Origin of the sequence: Cellvibrio sp. BR (assembly GCF_000263355.1) — a bacterium.
GTDB lineage: Bacteria > Pseudomonadota > Gammaproteobacteria > Pseudomonadales > Cellvibrionaceae > Cellvibrio.
Genome location: NZ_JH668205.1, coordinates 211,173 through 230,653, shown reverse-complemented (window position 1 = coordinate 230,653; position 19,481 = coordinate 211,173). Strand labels below are relative to the sequence as shown.

Genomic DNA, 19,481 nt, shown 5'->3' with positions numbered 1-19,481 from the left:
TGGAGTCCCTTTGATGGCGGAATGTAGGGCATCAGTATACTCCGCTGTTTTTGTAATAAATGTGTGAATTTGCAAAAAAGCGCTGCTTCACGCAGACTTGGCCGGTTAATTGCGTCGATTTTTTTGTTGTCGTAGGTTTTGTTATTTCAGCTTCAGGCTAAAGGAGTTTTTGTGGATTTCGTTCTTGTAATAAAAGCGATTGTGATGGGTATTGTCGAGGGAGTTACCGAACTATTGCCTATATCCAGTACCGGCCATTTAATTCTTGCCGCGGATATGATGAATTTTCTGGAGAACGAGAAGCGCACCGTTTTTGAAATTTTTATCCAAATGGGCGCCATGCTTGCAATTGTGTGGGAGTATCGGCGCAAAATTTTTGGCAGTTTGGGCGGTGTGGTTCGCCCGGGTATTGAGCGCAATCTTTACGTCAATGTGGCGTTGGCATTTTTTCCGGCAGCGCTGATCGGCTTTTTGCTCAGCGATTTCATCATGACCTATTTGTTCAGCCCTTATGTGGTAGCAAGTGGATTTATTGTGGGTGGTTTGGCGATTATCTGGGTAGAAAAGTTTGCTTACGCGCCGCGCATTCAAGAGATGGATGACCTGAGTTACAGGGATGCGCTGAAAGTGGGTTTGTGCCAATGTTTGGCGTTAATTCCCGGCACTTCGCGCTCGGGTGCCACAATTATCGGTGGCATGTATTTCGGTTTATCGCGCAAGGCCTCCACCGAATTTTCCTTTTTTCTCGCGATTCCCATGATATCGGCAGCATCGCTTTACAGCTTATGGGGCGCACGTGAACAATTGGAGTGGAGTGATGCAGGTATTCTGGCTGTCGGGTTTATCACCGCGTTTATTGCTACCTTTGTGGTGATGCGCGCATTGTTAATTTTTATTAGCAAGCACACCTATATCGCTTTTGCCTGGTACCGTATTGCCTTTGGTATTCTGATATTGATTACGGCATATACCGGGGCGATAAGTTGGAGCCATTGATTTATCTGCCGATAATTTGCTGAATACGTATGTAAGCCCTGCTGTGGAACCGCCGGGCTTGTTACTATTTGGGTATTCCTTGATCGGGTCTGCCCATGAAAATAATGTTAAACCTCCTTATTTCGCTGCTCTTTTTGAATGGATGCGCAACGCCCTCATTGCATTCCAACGCCACTGCTGCACAGTCGCGTATTGATTACCTCAATGCGTTTTCCTCGCGCTATGTCATACCGCGCAATGTAGAAGTCTGGTTGCCGCGCCAGTATTTTTTAACTCCCAATACTGCTTTGCCCGTGCTCTATATGCACGATGGCCAAAATTTATTTAGCGAGCACAGCGCCAATTTTGGCGTAGCGTGGGAGGTGGATGATATTGCCCAGCGGTTAATGGATGAAGGCAGGATAAAACCGGCAATTATTGTGGGTATCTGGAGTACGCCACAGCGGCGGATGGAATATTTTCCCGAGCGTGCGGCGAGTTATTTTTCCGAGCAGGATAAGTCCGTCATTGAAAAACTCAAATTGCATTTAGGTGAAGGAAAAAATAGCGAGTATCGGGCTGATGACTATTTGAAATTTATCGTACAAGAATTAAAACCCTATATCGATACTCACTACCGCAGCTTGCCTGAACGCGAAAATACACTCATTGCAGGTAGTTCTATGGGTGGTTTAATTTCACTGTATGCGCTCAGTGAATACCCGCAGGTATTTGGTAGCGCGGCAGGTGTGTCTACCCATTGGCCACTATTTTTTAATAATGAGCAGATGGGGCCTGCTGAAAAGCTGCGTGATTATCTGCGCGATTATTTTCCTGTGGCGGGGCAGCATCGTATTTATTTTGATTTTGGTACCGCGACGCTGGATCAGTATTACGAAGTGCATCAGCTTCAGGTTGATAACATTATGCGCGCCAAAGGTTATGTGCAGGGGCGCGATTGGGTAACCAAAAAATTCCCCGGTGCTGAACACAATGAGCAAGCTTGGCAAGCACGCGTGGATACCATTCTGCAATTTTTGTTAAAACCCTAAACGCGATTCTTTAGTGTTTACCGGAAAGCAACCCGCGCGATTCGGTATCCCTGAAAAAGCGCCGCTCTTCATCTTGTAGCTGATGCAGTTTTTCTTTATCCAGAGTGCGATTGGTGTTGTTGATATCGGTCCATGCATATTGTTTGCCCGTGCTGCGATCCAACACGGTGCCGTCAACCCAGTAGGCATTATTGTAGTAAGACGACATCACCAGGCTGCGGTTTTCGGGCAGGGAAAATAAATTTGTTCCGGTGCTATAGGCTTCGCGGGCGGTATCGCAGCCGAGCACTTCTTGCATCAGCGTAGGTACAACATCCTGATGGCTGGACACCCTGGTTTCATGCCGGGCAAGTTTTTGTCCGGGAGCGTGTACCAGCAACGGTGTATGGGTTTGCCAGCGGGTAAAGTTGCTGCCATGGCCCCAGAACCCAGCTTTGTTTTCATTAAATTCTTCCGCGTGATCGCCGGTAATAATTACCCAGCTATTTTCCAATGCGCCGCTTTTTTCAAGGTGATTGAGAATTTCCCCGAGTAGATGATCTACATAGAAAAGGCTGTTGTAGTAATCATTTTTGTAGGGCGTGTTGTCTGCCTGTTTATTAAATGCATAACCTCCTTTTACGCTGGGCAATGGTGTAAAGCGGGCAAACTTTTTGGGGTATTTATAGGGCGAGTGAGACGAGGTTAAAAATACAAAATCAAACCGCGGCTGCGTGTTTGTCTGTTGGCGCTCCTGTTGTTGCAAAAATTTTGTTACCACTGCTGCATCTGTTTTGGCTTGATAAAAATCCGATTCCGGCACGCGCGGGAAAATCAAACTGCGCATGGCAAAACGATCCAGATTGGAGTTGGTGAAAATTCGCTGTTCAAAACCCTGTGCGGCCAGCCTTTCGGTAAATTCACTGGGGTTAGCTGCAGGGGTTGCTTTAAATGCCGGGTAATAGCTGGCGTGCAGCCCATAAAAAAGACTAAACAGGCCAGGTATGGTGGCGGAACCACCGGAAATATGCTGATCAAAGTGCGTGGCTTTTTTACTAAAGCGCGCAACATTAGGCATGATTTCCGGTTGCAGTGCTGCGGCCTGCCAGCTCTCTACTACCAGCATGATAATGGATGGCGGCGAGGCTACTATTTCACACTGCAATGGCTCCAATGGATAACGCACTACACTTTTTTCCTGAATGGCGCTGCGGTTCATTGTGCCTTGTGTAGCGGGTAACAAACCGGGCAGGAGCTGTGTTAAGGCTTCAGCATGTTTGCTGCTGGTAATCGGGCGGTACACCGGCAGATAGGGGTTGATATAACTCACTTCCTGGCGATGATATTTATCAGCCCAGATGTTGAGTGATGAATTGCCTGCAAACAACACTATGATTGTGCAGCTAAGTAACGCTACAGGCCGCAAGCTTAATTTGTGGTGTTCGGATTTTTTATATACCCAGCGGCTTAGCAACCAACAGCCAGCCGCAATCAGTGCTGCCAGCGCGGCGGCCGATACCACAATAATATTGGGCAAGCCCAGGCCTTCAAAATCCATAAGAAACATTTCAATCATTATCCAATCTACATGAAACAGATAAAGGTTGAAGGTGGCGGCATCAACGCACAAATAAATTAACCACAGTGCCAGCAACAACGCATAGAGTGGGCGAGTCCAGCGCGTGCTGGCGAGCGGTGATAATACCAATGCAATAATGGTAATGAGCAGCCCGTAATAGCCGAGACTGCTGTATAGATAGAGTTGTCCATGCAAGGTGTCGGGTGCGGGTATCATCCACCAATAACAGGCGATGGGTATTAGCGATAGGAGCAGCACTAGCAGTGTGAGGTAAGTGTGCGCAATGAAATACCTTTTTTTCATTTCTATAAAATCCCGATCTAACTCTGGTTACAAAAAAGTCACACAAAAAACAGTTGCATAAAAAATAACTACACAAAAAACAGGCAAACGAATGCCCGGCCAGAGCCCGTAGGCTGGCGCATATCTGCGAGTTGTATTTGTTGTTATTAGGCGTGGGTTGTAATCAGCAATTGCTGCTCAACCATGAGAGGGTGCGCGCATCAAAAAAGTAACAGGCGCACGGAAAATTTATGTAAAGCTTAAATAAACAATATTGGGCGTTGTGCCGATATGAATTAATTGCTCTGTGGGTCAATCAATCGCACCACATTGGTGTTGGCTTCCCGGCTTTTGCCTGCGTGATGCAGTGCTTGTAAGTAGCTATCCCAAAGCTGCTGTTTGTTTACACCCAATTGATGTAAATATTCCCAAGTATAGATACCAGTGGCATGGCCATCATCAAATGTGAGCTTGAGTGCATAATTACCGGCGCGCTCAAGGTTCACTATGGCAACGGCTTTTTTACCGTATTGCAGAACCGCCTGCCCGGGCCCATGACCTTTTACTTCAGCGCTGGGCGAATGAACACGCAAAAATTCTGCCTCCAGTAAAAATTGTTCTGCACCATAATGCAGTTCTAATTGCTGGGAGTTTTTATGAAAGCGAATTTTGTCGGGAGTCATTGATTGGGGTATCTGTGATAGGCGGTATTACCACGCCATTTGTTACAAAATTCTTACTGATTCTTCTCTCTTGCGCAACTTACACTTGTCATAAAAACATCATGCCGCAATAACAGTCGCCATCTCAGGCTGACGATTATTGCGGCACTTAAAACAGTTTTTACAAAATAAAGCGGCTGAGGTCTTCGTTTTTGGCCAGTTCACCCAAGTGACTTTCCACAAACGCTGCATCTATTGTTACGCTGTTATTGCCATCACCGGCAGTGAAGGAAACGTCTTCCAGTAAGCGTTCGAGAATGGTGTGCAAGCGGCGCGCGCCAATATTTTCAGTGCGCTCATTCACTTCAAAAGCGGTTTCAGCAATGCGGCGAATACCGTCTTTGGTGAAGGTCACACTCACCCCTTCGGTTTTTAACAGCGCTTCCTGCTGCTCGGTGAGCGACGCGGTTGGCTCGGTGAGAATGCGTTCAAAATCATCGGGGGTAAGCGCTTGTAATTCCACGCGGATGGGCAAGCGCCCCTGTAACTCCGGAATTAAATCCGAGGGCTTGCTCAGGTGAAAGGCGCCCGAGGTAATAAACAAAATGTGATCGGTTTTAATCGCGCCGTGTTTGGTGGTTACCGTGCAGCCTTCAATCAGCGGCAGTAAATCGCGCTGTACGCCTTCGCGCGATACATCGGCACCGCTCACGTTGCCGCGCCGTGCAACCTTGTCAATTTCGTCGATAAATACAATGCCGTTTTGCTCGGCCGCTTCAATCGCCTGGGTTTTGATGTCTTCATCGTTGACCAGTTTGGCCGCTTCTTCATCCTGCAATTGTTTGAAGGCTTTTTTTACCGTGAGTTTGGCTTTTTTGGTTTTGTCGCGCCCAAGGGAAGAGAACATACTCTGCAATTGGTTGGTCATATCCTCCATGCCCGGTGGCGCCATAATTTCTACGCCTACACTGGCAGCGGCCACATCGATTTCAATTTCTTTATCGTCCAGATCACCTTCGCGCAATTTTTTGCGGAAAATCTGCCGTGTACTCGACTCGTGTTTGCTCTCCTCTGCCGAGAGGTCGCGCGCGGGTGGCAGTAGCACATCCAGAATGCGCTCTTCGGCAGCTTCGGCAGCGCGGTGTTGCATGGCTTTCATAGCCTGTTCGCGGCGCATTTTAATGGCGACATCCACCAGGTCGCGAATAATGGATTCTACATCGCGGCCGACATAACCGACTTCGGTAAATTTGGTCGCTTCCACTTTAATAAACGGCGCATTGGCGAGTTTGGCCAGGCGGCGCGCAATTTCCGTTTTGCCGACGCCGGTTGGCCCAATCATCAAAATATTTTTTGGGGTAATTTCATTGCGCATCTCGGCAGGCACTTGCATGCGGCGCCAGCGGTTGCGCAGCGCAATCGCCACCGCGCGTTTGGCGTTGGCTTGGCCGACAATGTGTTTATCTAATTCGTGCACGATTTCGCGCGGAGTCATGGAGGACATAAAAAACTCTTAAAAGAATGAATTAAGCTCTTGAATAAATTAATAGTCGAGCACTTCGATGGTGTGAGTCTGATTGGTAAAGACACAGATATCGCCGGCGATTTTCAAGCCTTTTTCCACAATGCTGCGTGCATCCAATTGGGTGTTTTCGAGCAGCGCACGCGCGGCGGCTTGCGCGTAATTGCCGCCCGAGCCAATCGCAATTAAATCGTCTTCGGGTTGGATTACATCGCCATTGCCGGTAATTATCAGTGAGGCGTCTTTGTCGGCCACGGCGAGCAGTGCTTCCAGCCGGCGCAGGCTGCGATCGGTGCGCCAATCTTTGGCGAGTTCAACCGCTGCGCGGGTGAGTTGGCCATTGTGTGCTTCGAGTTTGGCCTCAAAACGTTCAAACAGGGTGAAGGCGTCGGCGGTGCCACCGGCAAAACCGGCCAGTACCTGATTTTTGTAGAGGCGGCGCACTTTGCGCGCATTGCCTTTCATGACGGTATTGCCGAGCGACACCTGGCCGTCGCCGCCGATAACCACTTGCCCATCGCGGCGCACAGAGAGAATTGTAGTCACAGGACTTCCTATAAATGGGTTGGATAAGGTACGTGCTAGAAGTCAAAAAGTGGGGGCGGTGGCGCCTTTTTCAAGGCGCTCCGGTGGCGACGGGAATCAAAGAGGAAGGTTTACTTGGTTTTGGCGCGTTTCAATACCAGCGCATTGTATTGGTTGTTCACCAGTTGGCTGCGCGCGGTGCTCAGTTCGGCTTGGGTATTAAAGGGGCCAACCACGACGCGATGCCAAATCTCGCCTTTGCGGATTTCCACTTTTTCGATGCGTGCATCGAGGTTGATGAGAATCAATTGAGCCCGTAGTTTGTCGGCATCTTCCCCTTTGGGGAAAGAGCCTACTTGCAGTATGTATTCCTCTTTGCCCTGTTCCTGCGCCGGTTTTTCCTCGGCCATGGTTTCGCTGGCGGGCACTATGGTCTCGCTCTCCTGCAGCAACTTGTAGAAGTCAAAGCGCGGTTTGGGCGTTTTGTTCTCCTCCACTTTGGCTTTGGGCAGCTCTTTGGTTTCAGGGGTATTGGCGGGGTTTTTAATAAAGTAGAGGCTGGCCGCAAAGGCGCCAAAAACGACACCTGCCACAAAAAACAGCCAGCCAGGTGTCTGGCCAGTGCTAGTTGAATGGCGGCGTGCCGGGGCGCGGCTCTTTTTGGCGAAATCTCTACTCATGGGATCTGGGTGTCGGTGCTGGATCGAGGGCGCGATTGTAAAGGGATTGCGCGGGTGAGTCACTAAAGACGCGTTTAGCCCATCTCTTGCGGGTCCACATCAATCGACCAGCGCACTTTGCTCGCCAGTGGTTGTGTTTCAAGTTGCTGTGCTAATTGGCTAAGCAGTAACTGCAATGGGCGGCGCTGGGCGGCGCTGAACTGCAGTTGGTAGCGAAAGCGATCGCCGCGTTTTTCCATCATTGCCGGCAGTGGCCCGAGATAGTTCAACTGCGGGCTGGGCGGCTGGAGTGCCTCGGCCAGTTGGCGCGCCTGCTGTAAAAAATCCAGCGCCAGCTGAGCCTGTTTGCATTCGGCGCGCAGCAGTGCGAGCTGGCGATAGGGTGGCAGCTGGGTGATCTGGCGCTCCTGCAAAATCAGCTCGGCGAGGGCGTGATAACCCTGATGAACCAGGGTTTGCACCAGCGGGTGATCGGTATGGTGGCTCTGCAATATCACCCGGCCCGGTTTTTCAGCGCGCCCAGCGCGCCCGGAGACTTGTAATAACAGCTGGCCCATTCGCTCGGGGCCACGGAAGTCGGTGCTGAACAGGCCAGCATCGGCGTCGATAATCACCACCAGGGTCACATCTTCAAAGTGATGGCCTTTGGCGAGCATCTGGGTGCCGACCAGGATGCAGGGTTCGCCACCGTGAACATCAGCCAGTAGCTTTTGCATGCTGTTTTTATTGCGGGTGGAGTCGCGGTCGACCCGAATCACTTTGTAAGTGGGAAATAATTCCTGCAGTACCAATTCGCTGCGCTCGGTGCCTTGGCCCAGCGGTTGGATTTTGCTGCTGTTGCAGCTCGGGCAGCGCTTGGGGATGGCGCGCTGGTGGTCGCAGTGGTGGCAGTGCAAGTGGCGCGGGGTTTGATGTACGGTCAGGCGCGCGTCGCAGTGGTTGCAGTTGGCCAACCAGCCGCAGTCGTGGCACTCCAACGCCGGCGCGTAGCCGCGCCGATTGAGGAATACCAGCGCCTGATTGCCTTTGTTTAGGGTGTCGCCAATGGCATCGATACTGGCCTGGGCAAACCCCTCGTGCAGGATTTCGCCGCGAATATCGAGCAGTTGAATATCCGGTGGTTTGGCGTTGCCCGCCCGGGCCTGCAGGCGCAAATGGTGGTAGCGCCCCTGCCGGGCGTTGTGCAGGGTCTCCAGCGCCGGGGTGGCCGAGCCGAGAATTAGCGGAATGCCGAGACGCTGGGCGCGCAGGGCGGCGAGATCGCGTGCGGAATAGCGAAAGCCGTCCTGCTGTTTAAAGGAACCATCATGCTCTTCATCGATAATGATGATGCCCGGCTCTTTAAGTGGCGTGAACAGCGCCGAGCGGGTGCCGATGATAATGCGAGCAATACCGGCGCGCGCTTGCAGCCAGGCGTCCAGCCGCTCACGGTCATTGAGACCTGAGTGCAGGGCGACAATTGGCAGGTTAAAACGGCGTTGGAAACGCTGCAGTGTCTGTGGGGTCAGGCCGATTTCTGGCACCAATACTAACGCTTGTTTACCTTTCTTGAGCGTTTCTGCGATTGCTTGCAGGTATATTTCGGTTTTGCCGCTGCCGGTGGCGCCGTCGAGCAAGTAGGTTTTAAAACTGCTGTATTCGATTTGAGCAAACGCGCTTTGCTGTTCGTCGCTCAGTTGCAGTGGTGGCTCGCGCAGTAATTGTGCGGGTTGTGTTGTGCGGCTGGGCGTCACTTCGACAAGGGCGACCAGTCCCTTGTCGATCAGGGTTTTAGCGATTGTGCGGGGAATATCCAGCTGTTCGAGATCGCCGCGGCTGAGTTGGTGGCGGGTTTGCAGGGCCGCCAGTAGCGCCGCTTGTTTGGGCGAGCGCTTGAGTGCCCCCTCGGGCAGGCCTTTGCCCTCGGTGGTGAGCTGAAAAATCTGTTCGCCGCGCAGCTGCGCTGCTTCACCCTGGCGCAGCAATACGGGCAGGGCGGTTTGCAGGGCTTCGCCGGGGGCGCACTGGTAGTAATCGGCCGCCCACAGGCAGAGTTCGAGTAACTCGCTCTCTAGTACGGGTTGGTTGTCGATAAGCGCCAATGCGGGGCGCAGTTTGTGGCTGGGTTGATCGCTGGTGCTTTTACTGCGGAGCAGTATGCCAATCAGCTCCTGACGACCAAATGGCACGCGAATCAATATGCCCGGTTCCAGTTGCGCTAACTGCTCTGGACTCAGGTTGGTGGGCGGCAAATAGTCGAAGCTTCGGCGCAGGGGAACTGGCAGGGCTATTTCGAGTAGGATTGATGGCGGCGTGAGGGTCATTGCAGTGACTGGGTTAATCGAACAGGTGCCAAGAATAGCCTATAAACGCCATGATTTTGCGTCTTATCGATCTTGTGTGTTGGCCTGATTGGTTTTTTGTGGCGTATATAAAGCTGCGCAGGAAAACACCTGCTATAGATACATATCAATGTTTATTGTGCGCAACAGCAGTTAAATGGCACCTTGGGTATCGCGCGATAAACAACTTAAGAATCATTACAACTAGTTATTACAACAAGCAAAAACCGTGTTTAGTCAATTAATAACCCCAAGAGGTGAAGTGTATGAAACGTAGAGACTTTATGAAATTGTCTGGGATTGGCGCTGGTTTGGCGCTGATTCCTGTCACCAATTTGGCTGTGGCCCAGGCGCCAGTGCAGGTTAGCCCGACCGATCCACAGGCAAGTGCGCTGGGTTATGTTGAGCAGAGCCCGCAGGCTGCTAGCAATTGTGCCAACTGTGCGCAAGCCAAGGGTGATTTAAGTGCTGAATGGGTTGGCTGTAATATTTTCCCCGGCAAAGAAGTGAAAGCAGCGGGCTGGTGCAAGGTGTGGTCACCTCGTCCGCAATAACCACGATATTTGCGACTCTATTGAGTGTTTTTTGTGCGAGACGGCTGTTTTCAGTTGCGCACTACCGGTTTTCTGGTAGTATCGCCGCTCCTTGAAAACAGCCGTTTTTTTTAACCTATGTGCGGTGCCCGGCAAGCAGATCGGGTGGCGGCACAGCTCACAAAAGGCATTCATCATGAAAGCAGATATTCATCCAAATTACGTTGACGTTGCTGTAACTTGCAGCTGCGGCAATAGCTTCACTACTCGCTCAACCCTGGGCAAAGCACTCCACGTAGACGTGTGTGGCTCTTGCCACCCTTTCTACACTGGTAAGCAAAAAATTGTTGATACCGGTGGCCGTATCGATCGCTTCACCAAGCGTTTCGGCAGTCGTATCGCTGGTGCCAAGAAAGACTAATTTCTTGATTCAGCGCCTGCTGGCATTGCTAGTAAAAACGCCGGGAATGAAAATTCCCGGCGTTTTTTTATGCCTGCTATTCTCGCTCGGCAGTCTAGCTGATTGCGGTCACCCCACAGGTGCCTTGCTGAAAGTGAAGAGGGTATCCGACGGTGACACCCTCAAACTGGAGGATGGCCGCTCGGTGAGGGTATTAGGCATCAACGCGCCGGAAATCGCCCGTGGACAAAAACCCGCCCAGCCTCTCGGGCGCGAGGCGCACAGTGCTGCACAAGCATTTATCCAGCGAGCCGGAGGTAGGGTTAGGCTCGGATTCGAGCGAGCGCGCGTGGACCATTATGGTCGTTTGCTTGCCCATGTTTACGATTCGCAAGGGCGCAGTCTGGCTGCTGACCTTTTGCAGCGCGGCATGGTGTTGCAGATAGCGGTTCCACCTAATGCGGCTCAGGCGGAATGTCTGCTCGCCTTTGAGCAGCGCGCGCAGGCGCAAGCTCTTGGTGTGTGGCGTAATCGTTATTGGAATGCGTATCCGGTCAAGTCGCTTTCGGCTCGCGATAGTGGTTTTCGTCATTTGCGCGGACGTGTGGCTCGCGTTGATGTTAGTTCATCGGTCTGGATAGAATTTGAAGGTAATTTAGTGGCGCGTATCGCCAAGCGCGATTGGGCGCAATTTGGTCATCGCAAACAGGATTGGCTGGCTCTAAAGGGGCAGTGGCTTGATGTGCGTGGCTGGGTTAGGGTGCGCGAGGTGCGCCAAACTGGAAATGCGCGCTCTTTCAAACCGCTTATCGTGCAATTGCGCTCACCTGCTGCCATGCAGGTGAGCGCATCGCGCTAAAGATTTAATTAAAAGAGCTCTTCTGGAAGGGTGACTTGTTCGCTTACTTCATTACCGGCTGCCGATGTGCGCGCCGTATCTTCACCAAGGAATACCTCGAAGATGGCGTCCGGGTCGCCTGGCATTGCAGGTTTGCCGGTGTCCGGGTTGATTCTTACCGTCACGATTCCTTCTGGTTGGCGGGGTAGTTGGTCTGGCACCCCTTCAAGTGCTGTGCGCATAAAGTCGATCCATATTGGTAGCGCAGCAGAACTGCCAAATTCACGCTTGCCCAATAAAGTGTTTTGATCAAAGCCCACCCAGACTGTAGTGGCGATATTCGGGTTATAGCCGGAGAACCAGGTGTCCCTTGGGCCGTTTGTGGTGCCGGTTTTACCTGCCAGATCCCTGCGTCCCAATTGTTTGGCAAGCCTTGCTGTGCCCTTGTCGACGACATCGCGCAGAATGGAGTCCATCAGGTATGCCACGCGGGCATCTATGATGCGTGGTGCGCGCTCACTGCTGTCCATGCTTGGCATTGCCGGTAGCTCGGAGCCGTCATCGGCATAACTCACCTGTGTTTGTTCACATTCTTTGCATACCCGTTTTGGCCTGGCTTCGTAAACAACCCTGCCTTTATCGTCTTCAATGCGTGTCACTAAATAGGGGTCAATTTTAAATCCGCCGTTGGCAAATGTGGCATAGGCCGTTGCCATTTGCATCGGCGTCAAGGCGTGTGTGCCCAATGCCAGTGTCAGGTCGCGGGGGAACTCTTTGGGGTTAAACCCAAAGCGAGCAAGGCTGTCGAGAGCGGTCTGCATGCCAATGCTGCGCAGCAAGCGAATCGATACGAGATTGCGAGAGCGATATAGCGCCTGACGCAAGCGCATAGGGCCAACAAACTTGCCATCGTCATTTTCCGGGCGCCAGGCTACGCCAGTGCTGGTATTTTCAATCACTATCGGGGCGTCATTAATTATCGATGCCGGGGTAAAGCCATTTTCCAGTGCTGCGGTGTAAAGCAGTGGTTTGAAGCTTGATCCCGGCTGACGCATCCCTTGGGTGGCGCGATTATAATGGCTCTGATTAAAATCAAAGCCGCCAACCAGAGAACGAATAGCGCCGTCCATGGGGTCGAGCGACACCAGCGCAGCCTGAATCGCAGGTACTTGGCTGAATTGCCATTGATCATCATCATTTTTGGTAATGCGTACCACATCTCCGGTTTTGAGGAAGTCAGTCGCTTTGGTATAGGCTGGACCACGGCTATCTTCGGTGATGTAAGGTCGGATATTGGCGAGCCCCTGCTCCCAATCAATATCAACCATTTCGCCATTGCTTATCAGTACGCGTATCGCTTTTTCATTCACTTGTAATACGGCTGCGGGCTCTTGGCCGCCCAAACTGGGAATGGTTTGTAGTTCATCCTGCCAATCGGCCAAATCTGTTTCTGTCGATGGTTTAAGGCGGCGCTCTGGCCCGCGGTAGCCGTGGCGCTGATCGTAACCCAACAAGCCTTTGAGTACGGCCGCCTGCGCAGTGGCCTGCATGGCGCTATCTACGCTGGTATATACCCTGTAACCCTCGCTGTAGGCTTTATCGCCGAAGCGATCCAGCACTTCCTGACGGGCCATCTCCGATATATAAGGTGCTTGTACATCCAGTGTGGTGCCATGGTAACTGGCGGTATTGGGTTCGTTGATTGCCGCTTCATAGGTATGCTGGTCGATATGTCCCAATTCATACATGCGTCCGATAATCCAGTCGCGGCGAATCATGGCTCGTTTTAGGTTAGCCAGAGGGTTGTAGGCTGACGGCGCTTTCAATACCCCTACAATCATGGCGTATTGGGCGACACTTAGCTGGTGGACGTCCTTGCCGTAATAGATCTGCGCAGCCGACTGCAAGCCGTAAGCGCGGTTGCCGAAGAACATTTTATTGTTGAACAGCTCAAGGATTTCCTCCTTGGTAAATTTCCTTTCAATTTCAAGGGATAAGAGGATTTCGTTAAACTTGCGTGAGAAGACTTGTTTGCGAGTGAGAAAGAAATCACGCGCCAACTGTTGAGTAATTGTGCTTCCGCCAGATTGGATGGCGCCTGATTTCAGAATTTGTGAAGCGGCGCGCAACATGCCTTTTAGAGAAACTCCATGATGCTCGAAGAACTCTGCATCTTCTGCGGAGAGGAGTGCTTTTATATAAAGAGGAGGGATCTGATCGTAGGTCAGTGGAGTGCGGCGTTGCTCACCAAACTCACCAATAAGCTTGCCGTCACTTGAATAAACACGCAATGGCGTCTGTAATTTGATTTCGCGCAGGGTCTCTACTGAGGGTAGCTTGGGGCTCAGATAGAGATAGAGTCCGGTAAGTGTCACCAAGGTAACGCTGGTACCGGCCAGTAACAGCCAAAAAATAATGCCAAAGAGGGATTTTTTACTGAACATTTTTTCTATGTGAATTAATGAGTTAGCGAAGTCGCTGTGGGTGGCGGGCATTATACGGGCTTTTTGCCTGTTTACATATTCATCGGTTTGTTGCAGGCTTAAGTTAAAGTGCTATAACATAAACAACGTCTAAGTTACGGATATAGATAGAAAAATGGGCATTTTAAGTTTCCTAGAAAAGAAGGCAAAACCGGTAATCGGGTTGGACATCAGTTCAACCTCGGTTAAATTGCTTGAGCTCAATCGCATCGGCGATCGCTATCGCGTTGAGTCCTATACCGTAAAAGCACTTCCTCCAAATGCGGTGGTTGAGAAAAACATCGCCGACCCTGCCGCAGTTGCAGAGGTCATTCGCTCTATGGTCAAACAGTCCAAAACCAAGTTGAAGCACGCCGCCGTTGCGGTAGCAGGCTCGGCGGTGATCACCAAAATGATCGATATGCCGATGGACTTGAGTGATGACGCCATGGAGAGCCAAATTGCGGCTGAGGCAGATCAATATATTCCTTTCCCCCTTGAAGAAGTGATGCTCGACTTTGAGGTTCAGGGCATATCTCCGCGCAACCCGGATCAAGTAGAAGTTTTGTTGGCTGCTTGCCGTCGTGAAAATGTCGATGTGCGCCAGCAGGTTTTGAATGATGCAGATTTGGTTGCTGAAAAAATCGACATTGAAGCCTACTGCATGGAGCGTGCTTTTGAGTTGATCGCCGAACAGCTTGAGGATCAGGAAGGGCAGGTTGTGGCGATTATCGATATAGGCGCCACCATGACCACCTTGAGCGTGCTGGTTGATGGAAAAACGGTTTACACCCGTGAACAGCTTTTTGGTGGCCGCCAGCTTACCGAAGAGATACAGCGTCGCTATGGTTTGTCCCGCGAAGAAGCTGGTCTCGCCAAAAAACAGGGCGGATTGCCGGATGATTATGAAATGGAAGTTTTGGCTCCCTTCAAAGATGCCGTTGTACAACAAGTTACTCGCTCACTTCAATTCTTTTTCTCTGCCAGCCAATACAACGATGTCGATTACATCATTCTTGCGGGGGGTGTTGCTTCTCTGGAAGGTTTGGTCGGGCTGATAGAAGAAAAGCTGGGAACACAAACTGTGGTTGCTAATCCTTTTGCCAGAATGTCAGTGTCCTCCAGAGTCAATGCAGTGTCTTTGGCTAATGATGCGCCTGCTCTGATGATAGTTACCGGGCTGGCGATGAGGAGTTTTGACTAATGGCAAAGATTAATTTACTACCATGGCGTCAGGCCTATCGCGAAGAAAAGAAGCGTGAATTCATTGGTATCGTAGTTGCTGTAGTAGTAGTTGGCTTATTGGGAGCCTATTTCTGGGTGTCCAGTGTTCAGTCCGCAATAGAAAATCAAAACGCACGCAATCAATTATTGAATAAAGAAATTGCCAAATTGGATGCACAGGTCAAAGAAATCAGTGAAATCAAAAAAGTGCGCGATGATCTTTTGGCTCGCATAAAAGTGATTACTGATCTAGAAGGTACGCGTCCGGTTATCGTTCGTTATTTTGATGAGATGGCGCGAGCAATCCCCGACGGCGTATGGTTGACCAAAATTGAGCGTAAAGACAAGTTGGTAACCATAGAGGGGGTGGCTGAATCATATAATCGTATCGCCAGTTTTTTGAGGAATCTTGAGGCATCCGATTGGTACGCGTCCCATAATTTGATATCGGTCGATGCGGCTCCCAGCGAAGGTGACGATGCAAGTATATTTAAGATGACAGTGGAGACCTCCGCGCCAGTCGATCCGCTGGCTGAAGCTGCTCAAACCGCAGGAGGTGCCCAGTAATGTCATTTCAGGAAACACTTGATCAGCTCAAAGAGTTTGATGTCAATAACATAGATTTTGATAAGGCGGGTGTATGGCCTTGGCCAGCCAAGGTTTTCGTTTGTATTTTGCTGCTGTGCATAATATTTGCGGGAACTTATTACTTAAAAATCAGTGATCTTAATATGCAGTTGCAATCTGTCATTGCACAGGAAACAACACTCAGATCCACATTTGAGAAGCGTAGCTTTGAGGCCGCAAACCTTGATGCTTATAAAGCTCAAATGGAGGAGATGAAGGTTACGTTTGATTCGCTCTTGTCCCGGCTGCCAGCAAAAACAGAAGTGCCCGGATTGCTCGAGGATGTAGGGACTCGTGCAGGTGAGAGCGGTCTGACTAATGTCAATATTAACTTCCAGCCTGATGTTGTTGCTGAATATTACATCGAAGTGCCTATTGATATTACGGTCGATGGTGGTTACCACGATATGGGCGGTTTTGTTAGCGGTGTTGCAGGTATGCCAAGGATAGTAACTTTACATGACTTCTCTATAAGCTCATCTAAAGAGAATAAAACCTTGAACATGAAAATCGTAGCTAAAACTTATCGCTATAAATCCCAGGAGGCTGCCAAATGAAAAAGCCTCTGTGTGTCCTTCCCTTACTGGGTGCTTTTTTGCTGGTCGGCTGTGGTCAGTCATCTCATCAGGATTTAATTGACTTTATGGAGGAGGCCAAACGGCGTCCAAAAGGGCAAATTGAACCATTGCCAACTTTTAGCCCCTATCAGCCATTTGCATATAGTGCTATGACACTTCGTAGCCCATTTGAAAAACCGATTCCTGTTGATGAGACAGCGGCTAAAGGTGGGCGTACAGTGGTGCCTGATTTAACCAGGGAAAAAGAATTTCTTGAGCGTTTCAACGTTACTGCACTCAAGATGGTAGGCACTGTAGAAAAAGCAGGTAAATTGTGGGCATTAATTGATAACGGTGAGCGTGACGTTGTACCCGTTACCATCGGTAATTATCTCGGATTGAATCACGGCAAAATTATTACAACTAGTCCATCGCAGATTGAAATTATGGAAATCGTTGGTGATGGATCAAATGGTTGGGTTGAACGTCCCAGAATTATTAAATTAGAAGAGAAGGAATAAGCGGACATGTGTGCTCTATTCACTCCGGGGTTGAATATGCGTAAGTTTCTATTGGTCTTGGTTGGTTTTGCTGCTGCGCCATTTTCTATGGCTAACACCTTAACTGACATAGATTTTTTTCAGTTACCAGGTGAGCGTTTTGAAGTGCGCATGGCATTTGATTCTCCGCCTCAAATGCCACAGGGCTACACCATTGAAAAGCCTGCACGTATTGTGCTCGATTTTCCTGATGCCATTAGTGCATTAAAGGAGCGCCGTTATCCCTTGGCGGTCGATAATGGCCAAAGTGCTATGGTGTTGACCAGCGATGGGCGTACGCGCTTGATTTTAAATCTCAATGCGCTGGCTCCCTATACCACCCGCACAGATGGCAATAGTTTTATCGTCGAAGTTGGCGCTGCAAAGGCTGCTGACGCACAAAAATCCATTCGTCCATCTGTTGAGATAGCGCAGAAAAATGGGTTCAAAGAGGCAGATCCCGTAGCTAACCAAAACCGGATTACCAATGTTGATTTCCGTCGTGGTACTGCAGGCGAAGGGCGAATAATTATTTCACTCTCTAACCCTAAAGTGGCAGCTGATATGGTTGGAACTGGAGCGGGAGTGCGTTTGACCTTCAAGGATGCATGGCTTCCTCCAGAGCTGCGACGTCGTCTGGATGTGGTGGATTTTGCTACTCCCGTGTCTTTGGTGAGTGCTGGCCAAGAAGGCGAGAGTGCTGTTTTAAATATTGCGGCAGGCGGAGATTTCGATTATTTGGCTTATCAGACGGATAACGAATATGTAGTTAGTATTAAACCGTTAACCGAGCAAGAAAAGCTTGAGAAGAAGAAAGATTTTGAATACACGGGCGAAAAATTATCTTTGGATTTTCAAGATATTGAAGTTCGTGCTGTATTGCAGATTATTGCTGACTTTACTGATTTGAACCTGGTTGCCAGCGATACCGTGCAAGGGCGAATTACTTTGCGCTTACAAAATGTACCTTGGGATCAAGCCTTGGAGATGGTTCTTAAAAACAAAGGTCTTGATAAACGTCAGGTTGGTAATGTTCTAATGGTTGCACCTGCCGCAGAAATTGCAGAGCGTGAGCGTCAGGAAATTACTACAAAGAAGCAACTGGAAGAGCTTGCACCACTCCGCACGGAATACATTCGTGTGCGCTATGCCAATGCGAAGGAGATGTTTGAACTATTTCGCGGGGAAGGCGGTGGCGGTGGTTCTGGTGGCGGTAGTGGTGGTAGCCGGGCAACGGGCAGCGTACTTTCAGAGCGTGGCCAAGGTGTTGTTGATGAGCGAACCAACTCAATTATCATTACTGACACCGCAGAGCGTATTGAAGCATTTAAGCGTTTGGTGGATCAAATTGACATTCCAATTCGCCAAGTAATGATTGAGGCAAGAATTGTTATCGCTAACACTGATTTTCAGCGCGAACTTGGCGTTCGCTGGGGCGGCATTGGATACAATGAAAAACCTGGCAGCAGAATTATTGACTTTGCCGGATCAAGAGAGGGACTAGATGATACTGATGGCACCAGCCCACGTGACTGGTTCGTTTCTGATCCTGCTGATGGTAATTCGTTTGATTTAAACGAAGCAGATGCAGTTGATCTTGCTGTCGCAAATCCATATGCCTCCGCCGCTATTGGCGTTCTCACTGACAATGCTTATCTGGATTTGGAATTAAGCGCCTTGGAGAACTCCGGTTACGCAGAGATTGTGTCGCAACCAAAAGTTATTACTAGCGATAAACAATTAGCGGTTATCAAGTCGGGTAAAGAAATTGGATATCAAGAAACCGCCCCAAGTGGTGGTACAACAACTGGTTTCCGTGAAGCGGTTTTGAAGTTGGAAGTTACACCGCAAATTACGCCTGATAATCGTATCATTATGGATTTGGTTGTATGGAAAGATTCGATTGGTCAAAATACGCCATCTGGTGTGCCTACAGTTGATATCACTCGTTTAGAGACCAAAGTTTTGGTTAACAATGGTCAAACGGTCGTGCTGGGCGGGGTATTCTCCTTAGAGGGAACCAAAGGTGAGAACAAGGTTCCGGTGTTAGGTGATATACCCTACTTGGGGCGTCTGTTTAAGAAGACCATTGATAATCAATTCAAAACTGAGCTGTTGATTTTTGTTACCCCCAAACTGATGTCGGATACTCTGTCAAACTGATGCAAAAAACTAATGTGTTTCTGATCGGCCCCATGGGGGCCGGTAAATCTACAATCGGCCGCCTCTTGGCGGCCGAACTCAATTTAAGTTTCCGCGATAGTGATCGCGTCATTGAAGAGCGCACTGGTGCCGATATTCCATGGATATTTGATATGGAAGGCGAGGAAGGTTTTCGTGAGCGAGAAACAGCGGTGCTACAAGAGCTTGCCGGTGAGCAGGATGCGGTGATTGCAACTGGTGGCGGAATTGTATTGCGCGATCAAAATCGTTTATTAATGAAGCAATCTGGCTTCGTTTGTTATTTGACGGCCTCTATCGATCAGTTGGTTGAGCGTACAGCGCGTGATAAAAAGCGCCCTCTGTTACAGGTTGAAAATCCTCGCCAAAAAATTATCGACCTGCTGGCATTGCGTGACCCCATGTACCGTGATGCCGCCGATTTTGTGGTGAATACAGATCGGCGCTCACCGAAAACAGTCGCTCAAGAAATCGCATCACTCGTACAAGGGGCCTAGAGCCCCTTTTCTTTTGATGCCATCTTCAGGATTGTTCGGTTTTACT

The 19,481-nt window shown here is 49.9% G+C and carries 18 protein-coding genes; 11 read left to right on the top strand and 7 right to left on the bottom strand.

Features of this window, described 5'->3' with window-relative positions:
• Positions 1-171 precede the first annotated feature (171 nt).
• Together O59_RS18115 and O59_RS18110 are read left to right on the top strand one after the other, a co-directional pair.
• On the top strand, positions 172-996 hold the full coding sequence (locus tag O59_RS18115; protein ID WP_040393337.1) for an undecaprenyl-diphosphate phosphatase: 825 nt from the start codon (positions 172-174) through the stop codon (positions 994-996).
• Positions 997-1,091: 95 nt separating this feature from the next.
• Positions 1,092-2,027 carry an alpha/beta hydrolase gene (locus O59_RS18110; protein WP_007645286.1) on the top strand — a complete coding sequence of 312 codons (936 nt, stop codon included), beginning with the start codon at positions 1,092-1,094 and terminating at the stop codon, positions 2,025-2,027.
• Positions 2,028-2,037: 10 nt separating this feature from the next.
• Here the strand turns inward: O59_RS18110 and O59_RS18105 are convergent, their stop codons facing one another.
• From O59_RS18105 to O59_RS18080, 6 genes are all read right to left on the bottom strand, one after another.
• Positions 2,038-3,888 carry a sulfatase-like hydrolase/transferase gene (locus O59_RS18105; RefSeq protein WP_007645285.1) on the bottom strand — a complete coding sequence of 617 codons (1,851 nt, stop codon included), beginning with the start codon at positions 3,886-3,888 and terminating at the stop codon, positions 2,038-2,040.
• Positions 3,889-4,163: 275 nt separating this feature from the next.
• On the bottom strand, positions 4,164-4,550 hold the full coding sequence (locus O59_RS18100; RefSeq protein WP_007645283.1) for a gamma-butyrobetaine hydroxylase-like domain-containing protein: 387 nt from the start codon (positions 4,548-4,550) through the stop codon (positions 4,164-4,166).
• 160 nt (positions 4,551-4,710) lie between these two features.
• Positions 4,711-6,033, bottom strand: a complete 1,323-nt coding sequence (gene hslU / locus O59_RS18095) for an ATP-dependent protease ATPase subunit HslU (protein WP_007645282.1) — start codon at positions 6,031-6,033, stop codon at positions 4,711-4,713.
• Between the two features lie 39 nt (positions 6,034-6,072).
• Positions 6,073-6,597 (bottom strand): ATP-dependent protease subunit HslV, encoded by a 525-nt coding sequence (gene hslV, locus O59_RS18090; RefSeq protein WP_007645281.1) that lies wholly within the window; start codon positions 6,595-6,597, stop codon positions 6,073-6,075.
• A 110-nt stretch (positions 6,598-6,707) separates the two neighbouring features.
• The gene (locus O59_RS18085) at positions 6,708-7,256 is read right to left on the bottom strand and encodes an SPOR domain-containing protein (protein WP_007645279.1); all 549 of its coding nucleotides are present in this window, start codon (positions 7,254-7,256) and stop codon (positions 6,708-6,710) included.
• Between the two features lie 74 nt (positions 7,257-7,330).
• Positions 7,331-9,559, bottom strand: coding sequence for a primosomal protein N' (locus O59_RS18080; protein WP_007645277.1), 2,229 nt, complete (start codon positions 9,557-9,559; stop codon positions 7,331-7,333).
• A 284-nt stretch (positions 9,560-9,843) separates the two neighbouring features.
• Here O59_RS18080 and O59_RS18075 point away from each other — a divergent pair, with 284 nt between their 5' ends.
• The 3 genes from O59_RS18075 (at position 9,844) to O59_RS18065 (ending at position 11,369) form a co-directional block, all read left to right on the top strand.
• Complete coding sequence (locus O59_RS18075; RefSeq protein ID WP_040393334.1) at positions 9,844-10,131, top strand: high-potential iron-sulfur protein; 288 nt, start codon at positions 9,844-9,846, stop codon at positions 10,129-10,131.
• 175 nt (positions 10,132-10,306) lie between these two features.
• Positions 10,307-10,531: a 50S ribosomal protein L31 gene (gene rpmE / locus O59_RS18070; protein ID WP_007645273.1), complete on the top strand. Its 225-nt coding sequence runs from the start codon at positions 10,307-10,309 to the stop codon at positions 10,529-10,531.
• Positions 10,532-10,535: 4 nt separating this feature from the next.
• On the top strand, positions 10,536-11,369 hold the full coding sequence (locus O59_RS18065) for a thermonuclease family protein (RefSeq protein ID WP_007645271.1): 834 nt from the start codon (positions 10,536-10,538) through the stop codon (positions 11,367-11,369).
• A gap of 8 nt (positions 11,370-11,377) precedes the next feature.
• Here the strand turns inward: O59_RS18065 and O59_RS18060 are convergent, their stop codons facing one another.
• Positions 11,378-13,843, bottom strand: coding sequence for a penicillin-binding protein 1A (locus O59_RS18060; protein WP_007645266.1), 2,466 nt, complete (start codon positions 13,841-13,843; stop codon positions 11,378-11,380).
• 103 nt (positions 13,844-13,946) lie between these two features.
• Here O59_RS18060 and O59_RS18055 point away from each other — a divergent pair, with 103 nt between their 5' ends.
• Genes O59_RS18055 through aroK form a run of 6 tightly spaced genes read left to right on the top strand, consistent with a single transcriptional unit; the run spans position 13,947 to position 19,435 of the window.
• Entirely contained in the window at positions 13,947-15,014 is a 1,068-nt protein-coding gene (locus O59_RS18055; protein ID WP_007645265.1) for a pilus assembly protein PilM, read from the top strand.
• Positions 15,014-15,601 carry a PilN domain-containing protein gene (locus tag O59_RS18050; protein ID WP_007645263.1) on the top strand — a complete coding sequence of 196 codons (588 nt, stop codon included), beginning with the start codon at positions 15,014-15,016 and terminating at the stop codon, positions 15,599-15,601. The genes O59_RS18055 and O59_RS18050 overlap by 1 nt, the downstream gene beginning before the upstream one ends.
• On the top strand, positions 15,601-16,218 hold the full coding sequence (locus O59_RS18045) for a type 4a pilus biogenesis protein PilO (protein WP_007645262.1): 618 nt from the start codon (positions 15,601-15,603) through the stop codon (positions 16,216-16,218). Before O59_RS18050 ends, O59_RS18045 begins: the two co-directional genes overlap by 1 nt.
• Positions 16,215-16,739 (top strand): pilus assembly protein PilP, encoded by a 525-nt coding sequence (locus O59_RS18040; RefSeq protein WP_007645261.1) that lies wholly within the window; start codon positions 16,215-16,217, stop codon positions 16,737-16,739. The genes O59_RS18045 and O59_RS18040 overlap by 4 nt, the downstream gene beginning before the upstream one ends.
• 36 nt (positions 16,740-16,775) lie before the next feature.
• Positions 16,776-18,920 carry a type IV pilus secretin PilQ gene (gene pilQ, locus O59_RS18035; protein WP_007645260.1) on the top strand — a complete coding sequence of 715 codons (2,145 nt, stop codon included), beginning with the start codon at positions 16,776-16,778 and terminating at the stop codon, positions 18,918-18,920.
• A complete protein-coding gene (gene aroK, locus O59_RS18030) occupies positions 18,920-19,435 on the top strand; it encodes a shikimate kinase AroK (RefSeq protein ID WP_007645259.1) in 516 nt (171 codons plus the stop codon). The genes pilQ and aroK overlap by 1 nt, the downstream gene beginning before the upstream one ends.
• Positions 19,436-19,481: the final 46 nt, after the last annotated feature.

Bases quoted from the DNA above. Each gene is read 5' to 3' on its own strand.
- O59_RS18100 (WP_007645283.1), bottom strand. From the start codon at position 4,550: ATGACTCCCGACAAAATTCGCTTTCATAAAAACTCCCAGCAATTAGAA.
- O59_RS18040 (WP_007645261.1), top strand. From the start codon at position 16,215: ATGAAAAAGCCTCTGTGTGTCCTTCCCTTACTGGGTGCTTTTTTGCTG.
- O59_RS18060 (WP_007645266.1), bottom strand. From the start codon at position 13,843: ATGCCCGCCACCCACAGCGACTTCGCTAACTCATTAATTCACATAGAA.
- hslU (WP_007645282.1), bottom strand. From the start codon at position 6,033: ATGTCCTCCATGACTCCGCGCGAAATCGTGCACGAATTAGATAAACAC.
- O59_RS18075 (WP_040393334.1), top strand. From the start codon at position 9,844: ATGAAACGTAGAGACTTTATGAAATTGTCTGGGATTGGCGCTGGTTTG.
- O59_RS18105 (WP_007645285.1), bottom strand. From the start codon at position 3,888: ATGAAAAAAAGGTATTTCATTGCGCACACTTACCTCACACTGCTAGTG.
- O59_RS18055 (WP_007645265.1), top strand. From the start codon at position 13,947: ATGGGCATTTTAAGTTTCCTAGAAAAGAAGGCAAAACCGGTAATCGGG.
- O59_RS18110 (WP_007645286.1), top strand. From the start codon at position 1,092: ATGAAAATAATGTTAAACCTCCTTATTTCGCTGCTCTTTTTGAATGGA.
- pilQ (WP_007645260.1), top strand. From the start codon at position 16,776: ATGCGTAAGTTTCTATTGGTCTTGGTTGGTTTTGCTGCTGCGCCATTT.
- O59_RS18085 (WP_007645279.1), bottom strand. From the start codon at position 7,256: ATGAGTAGAGATTTCGCCAAAAAGAGCCGCGCCCCGGCACGCCGCCAT.
- O59_RS18045 (WP_007645262.1), top strand. From the start codon at position 15,601: ATGTCATTTCAGGAAACACTTGATCAGCTCAAAGAGTTTGATGTCAAT.
- O59_RS18050 (WP_007645263.1), top strand. From the start codon at position 15,014: ATGGCAAAGATTAATTTACTACCATGGCGTCAGGCCTATCGCGAAGAA.
- aroK (WP_007645259.1), top strand. From the start codon at position 18,920: ATGCAAAAAACTAATGTGTTTCTGATCGGCCCCATGGGGGCCGGTAAA.
- rpmE (WP_007645273.1), top strand. From the start codon at position 10,307: ATGAAAGCAGATATTCATCCAAATTACGTTGACGTTGCTGTAACTTGC.
- O59_RS18080 (WP_007645277.1), bottom strand. From the start codon at position 9,559: ATGACCCTCACGCCGCCATCAATCCTACTCGAAATAGCCCTGCCAGTT.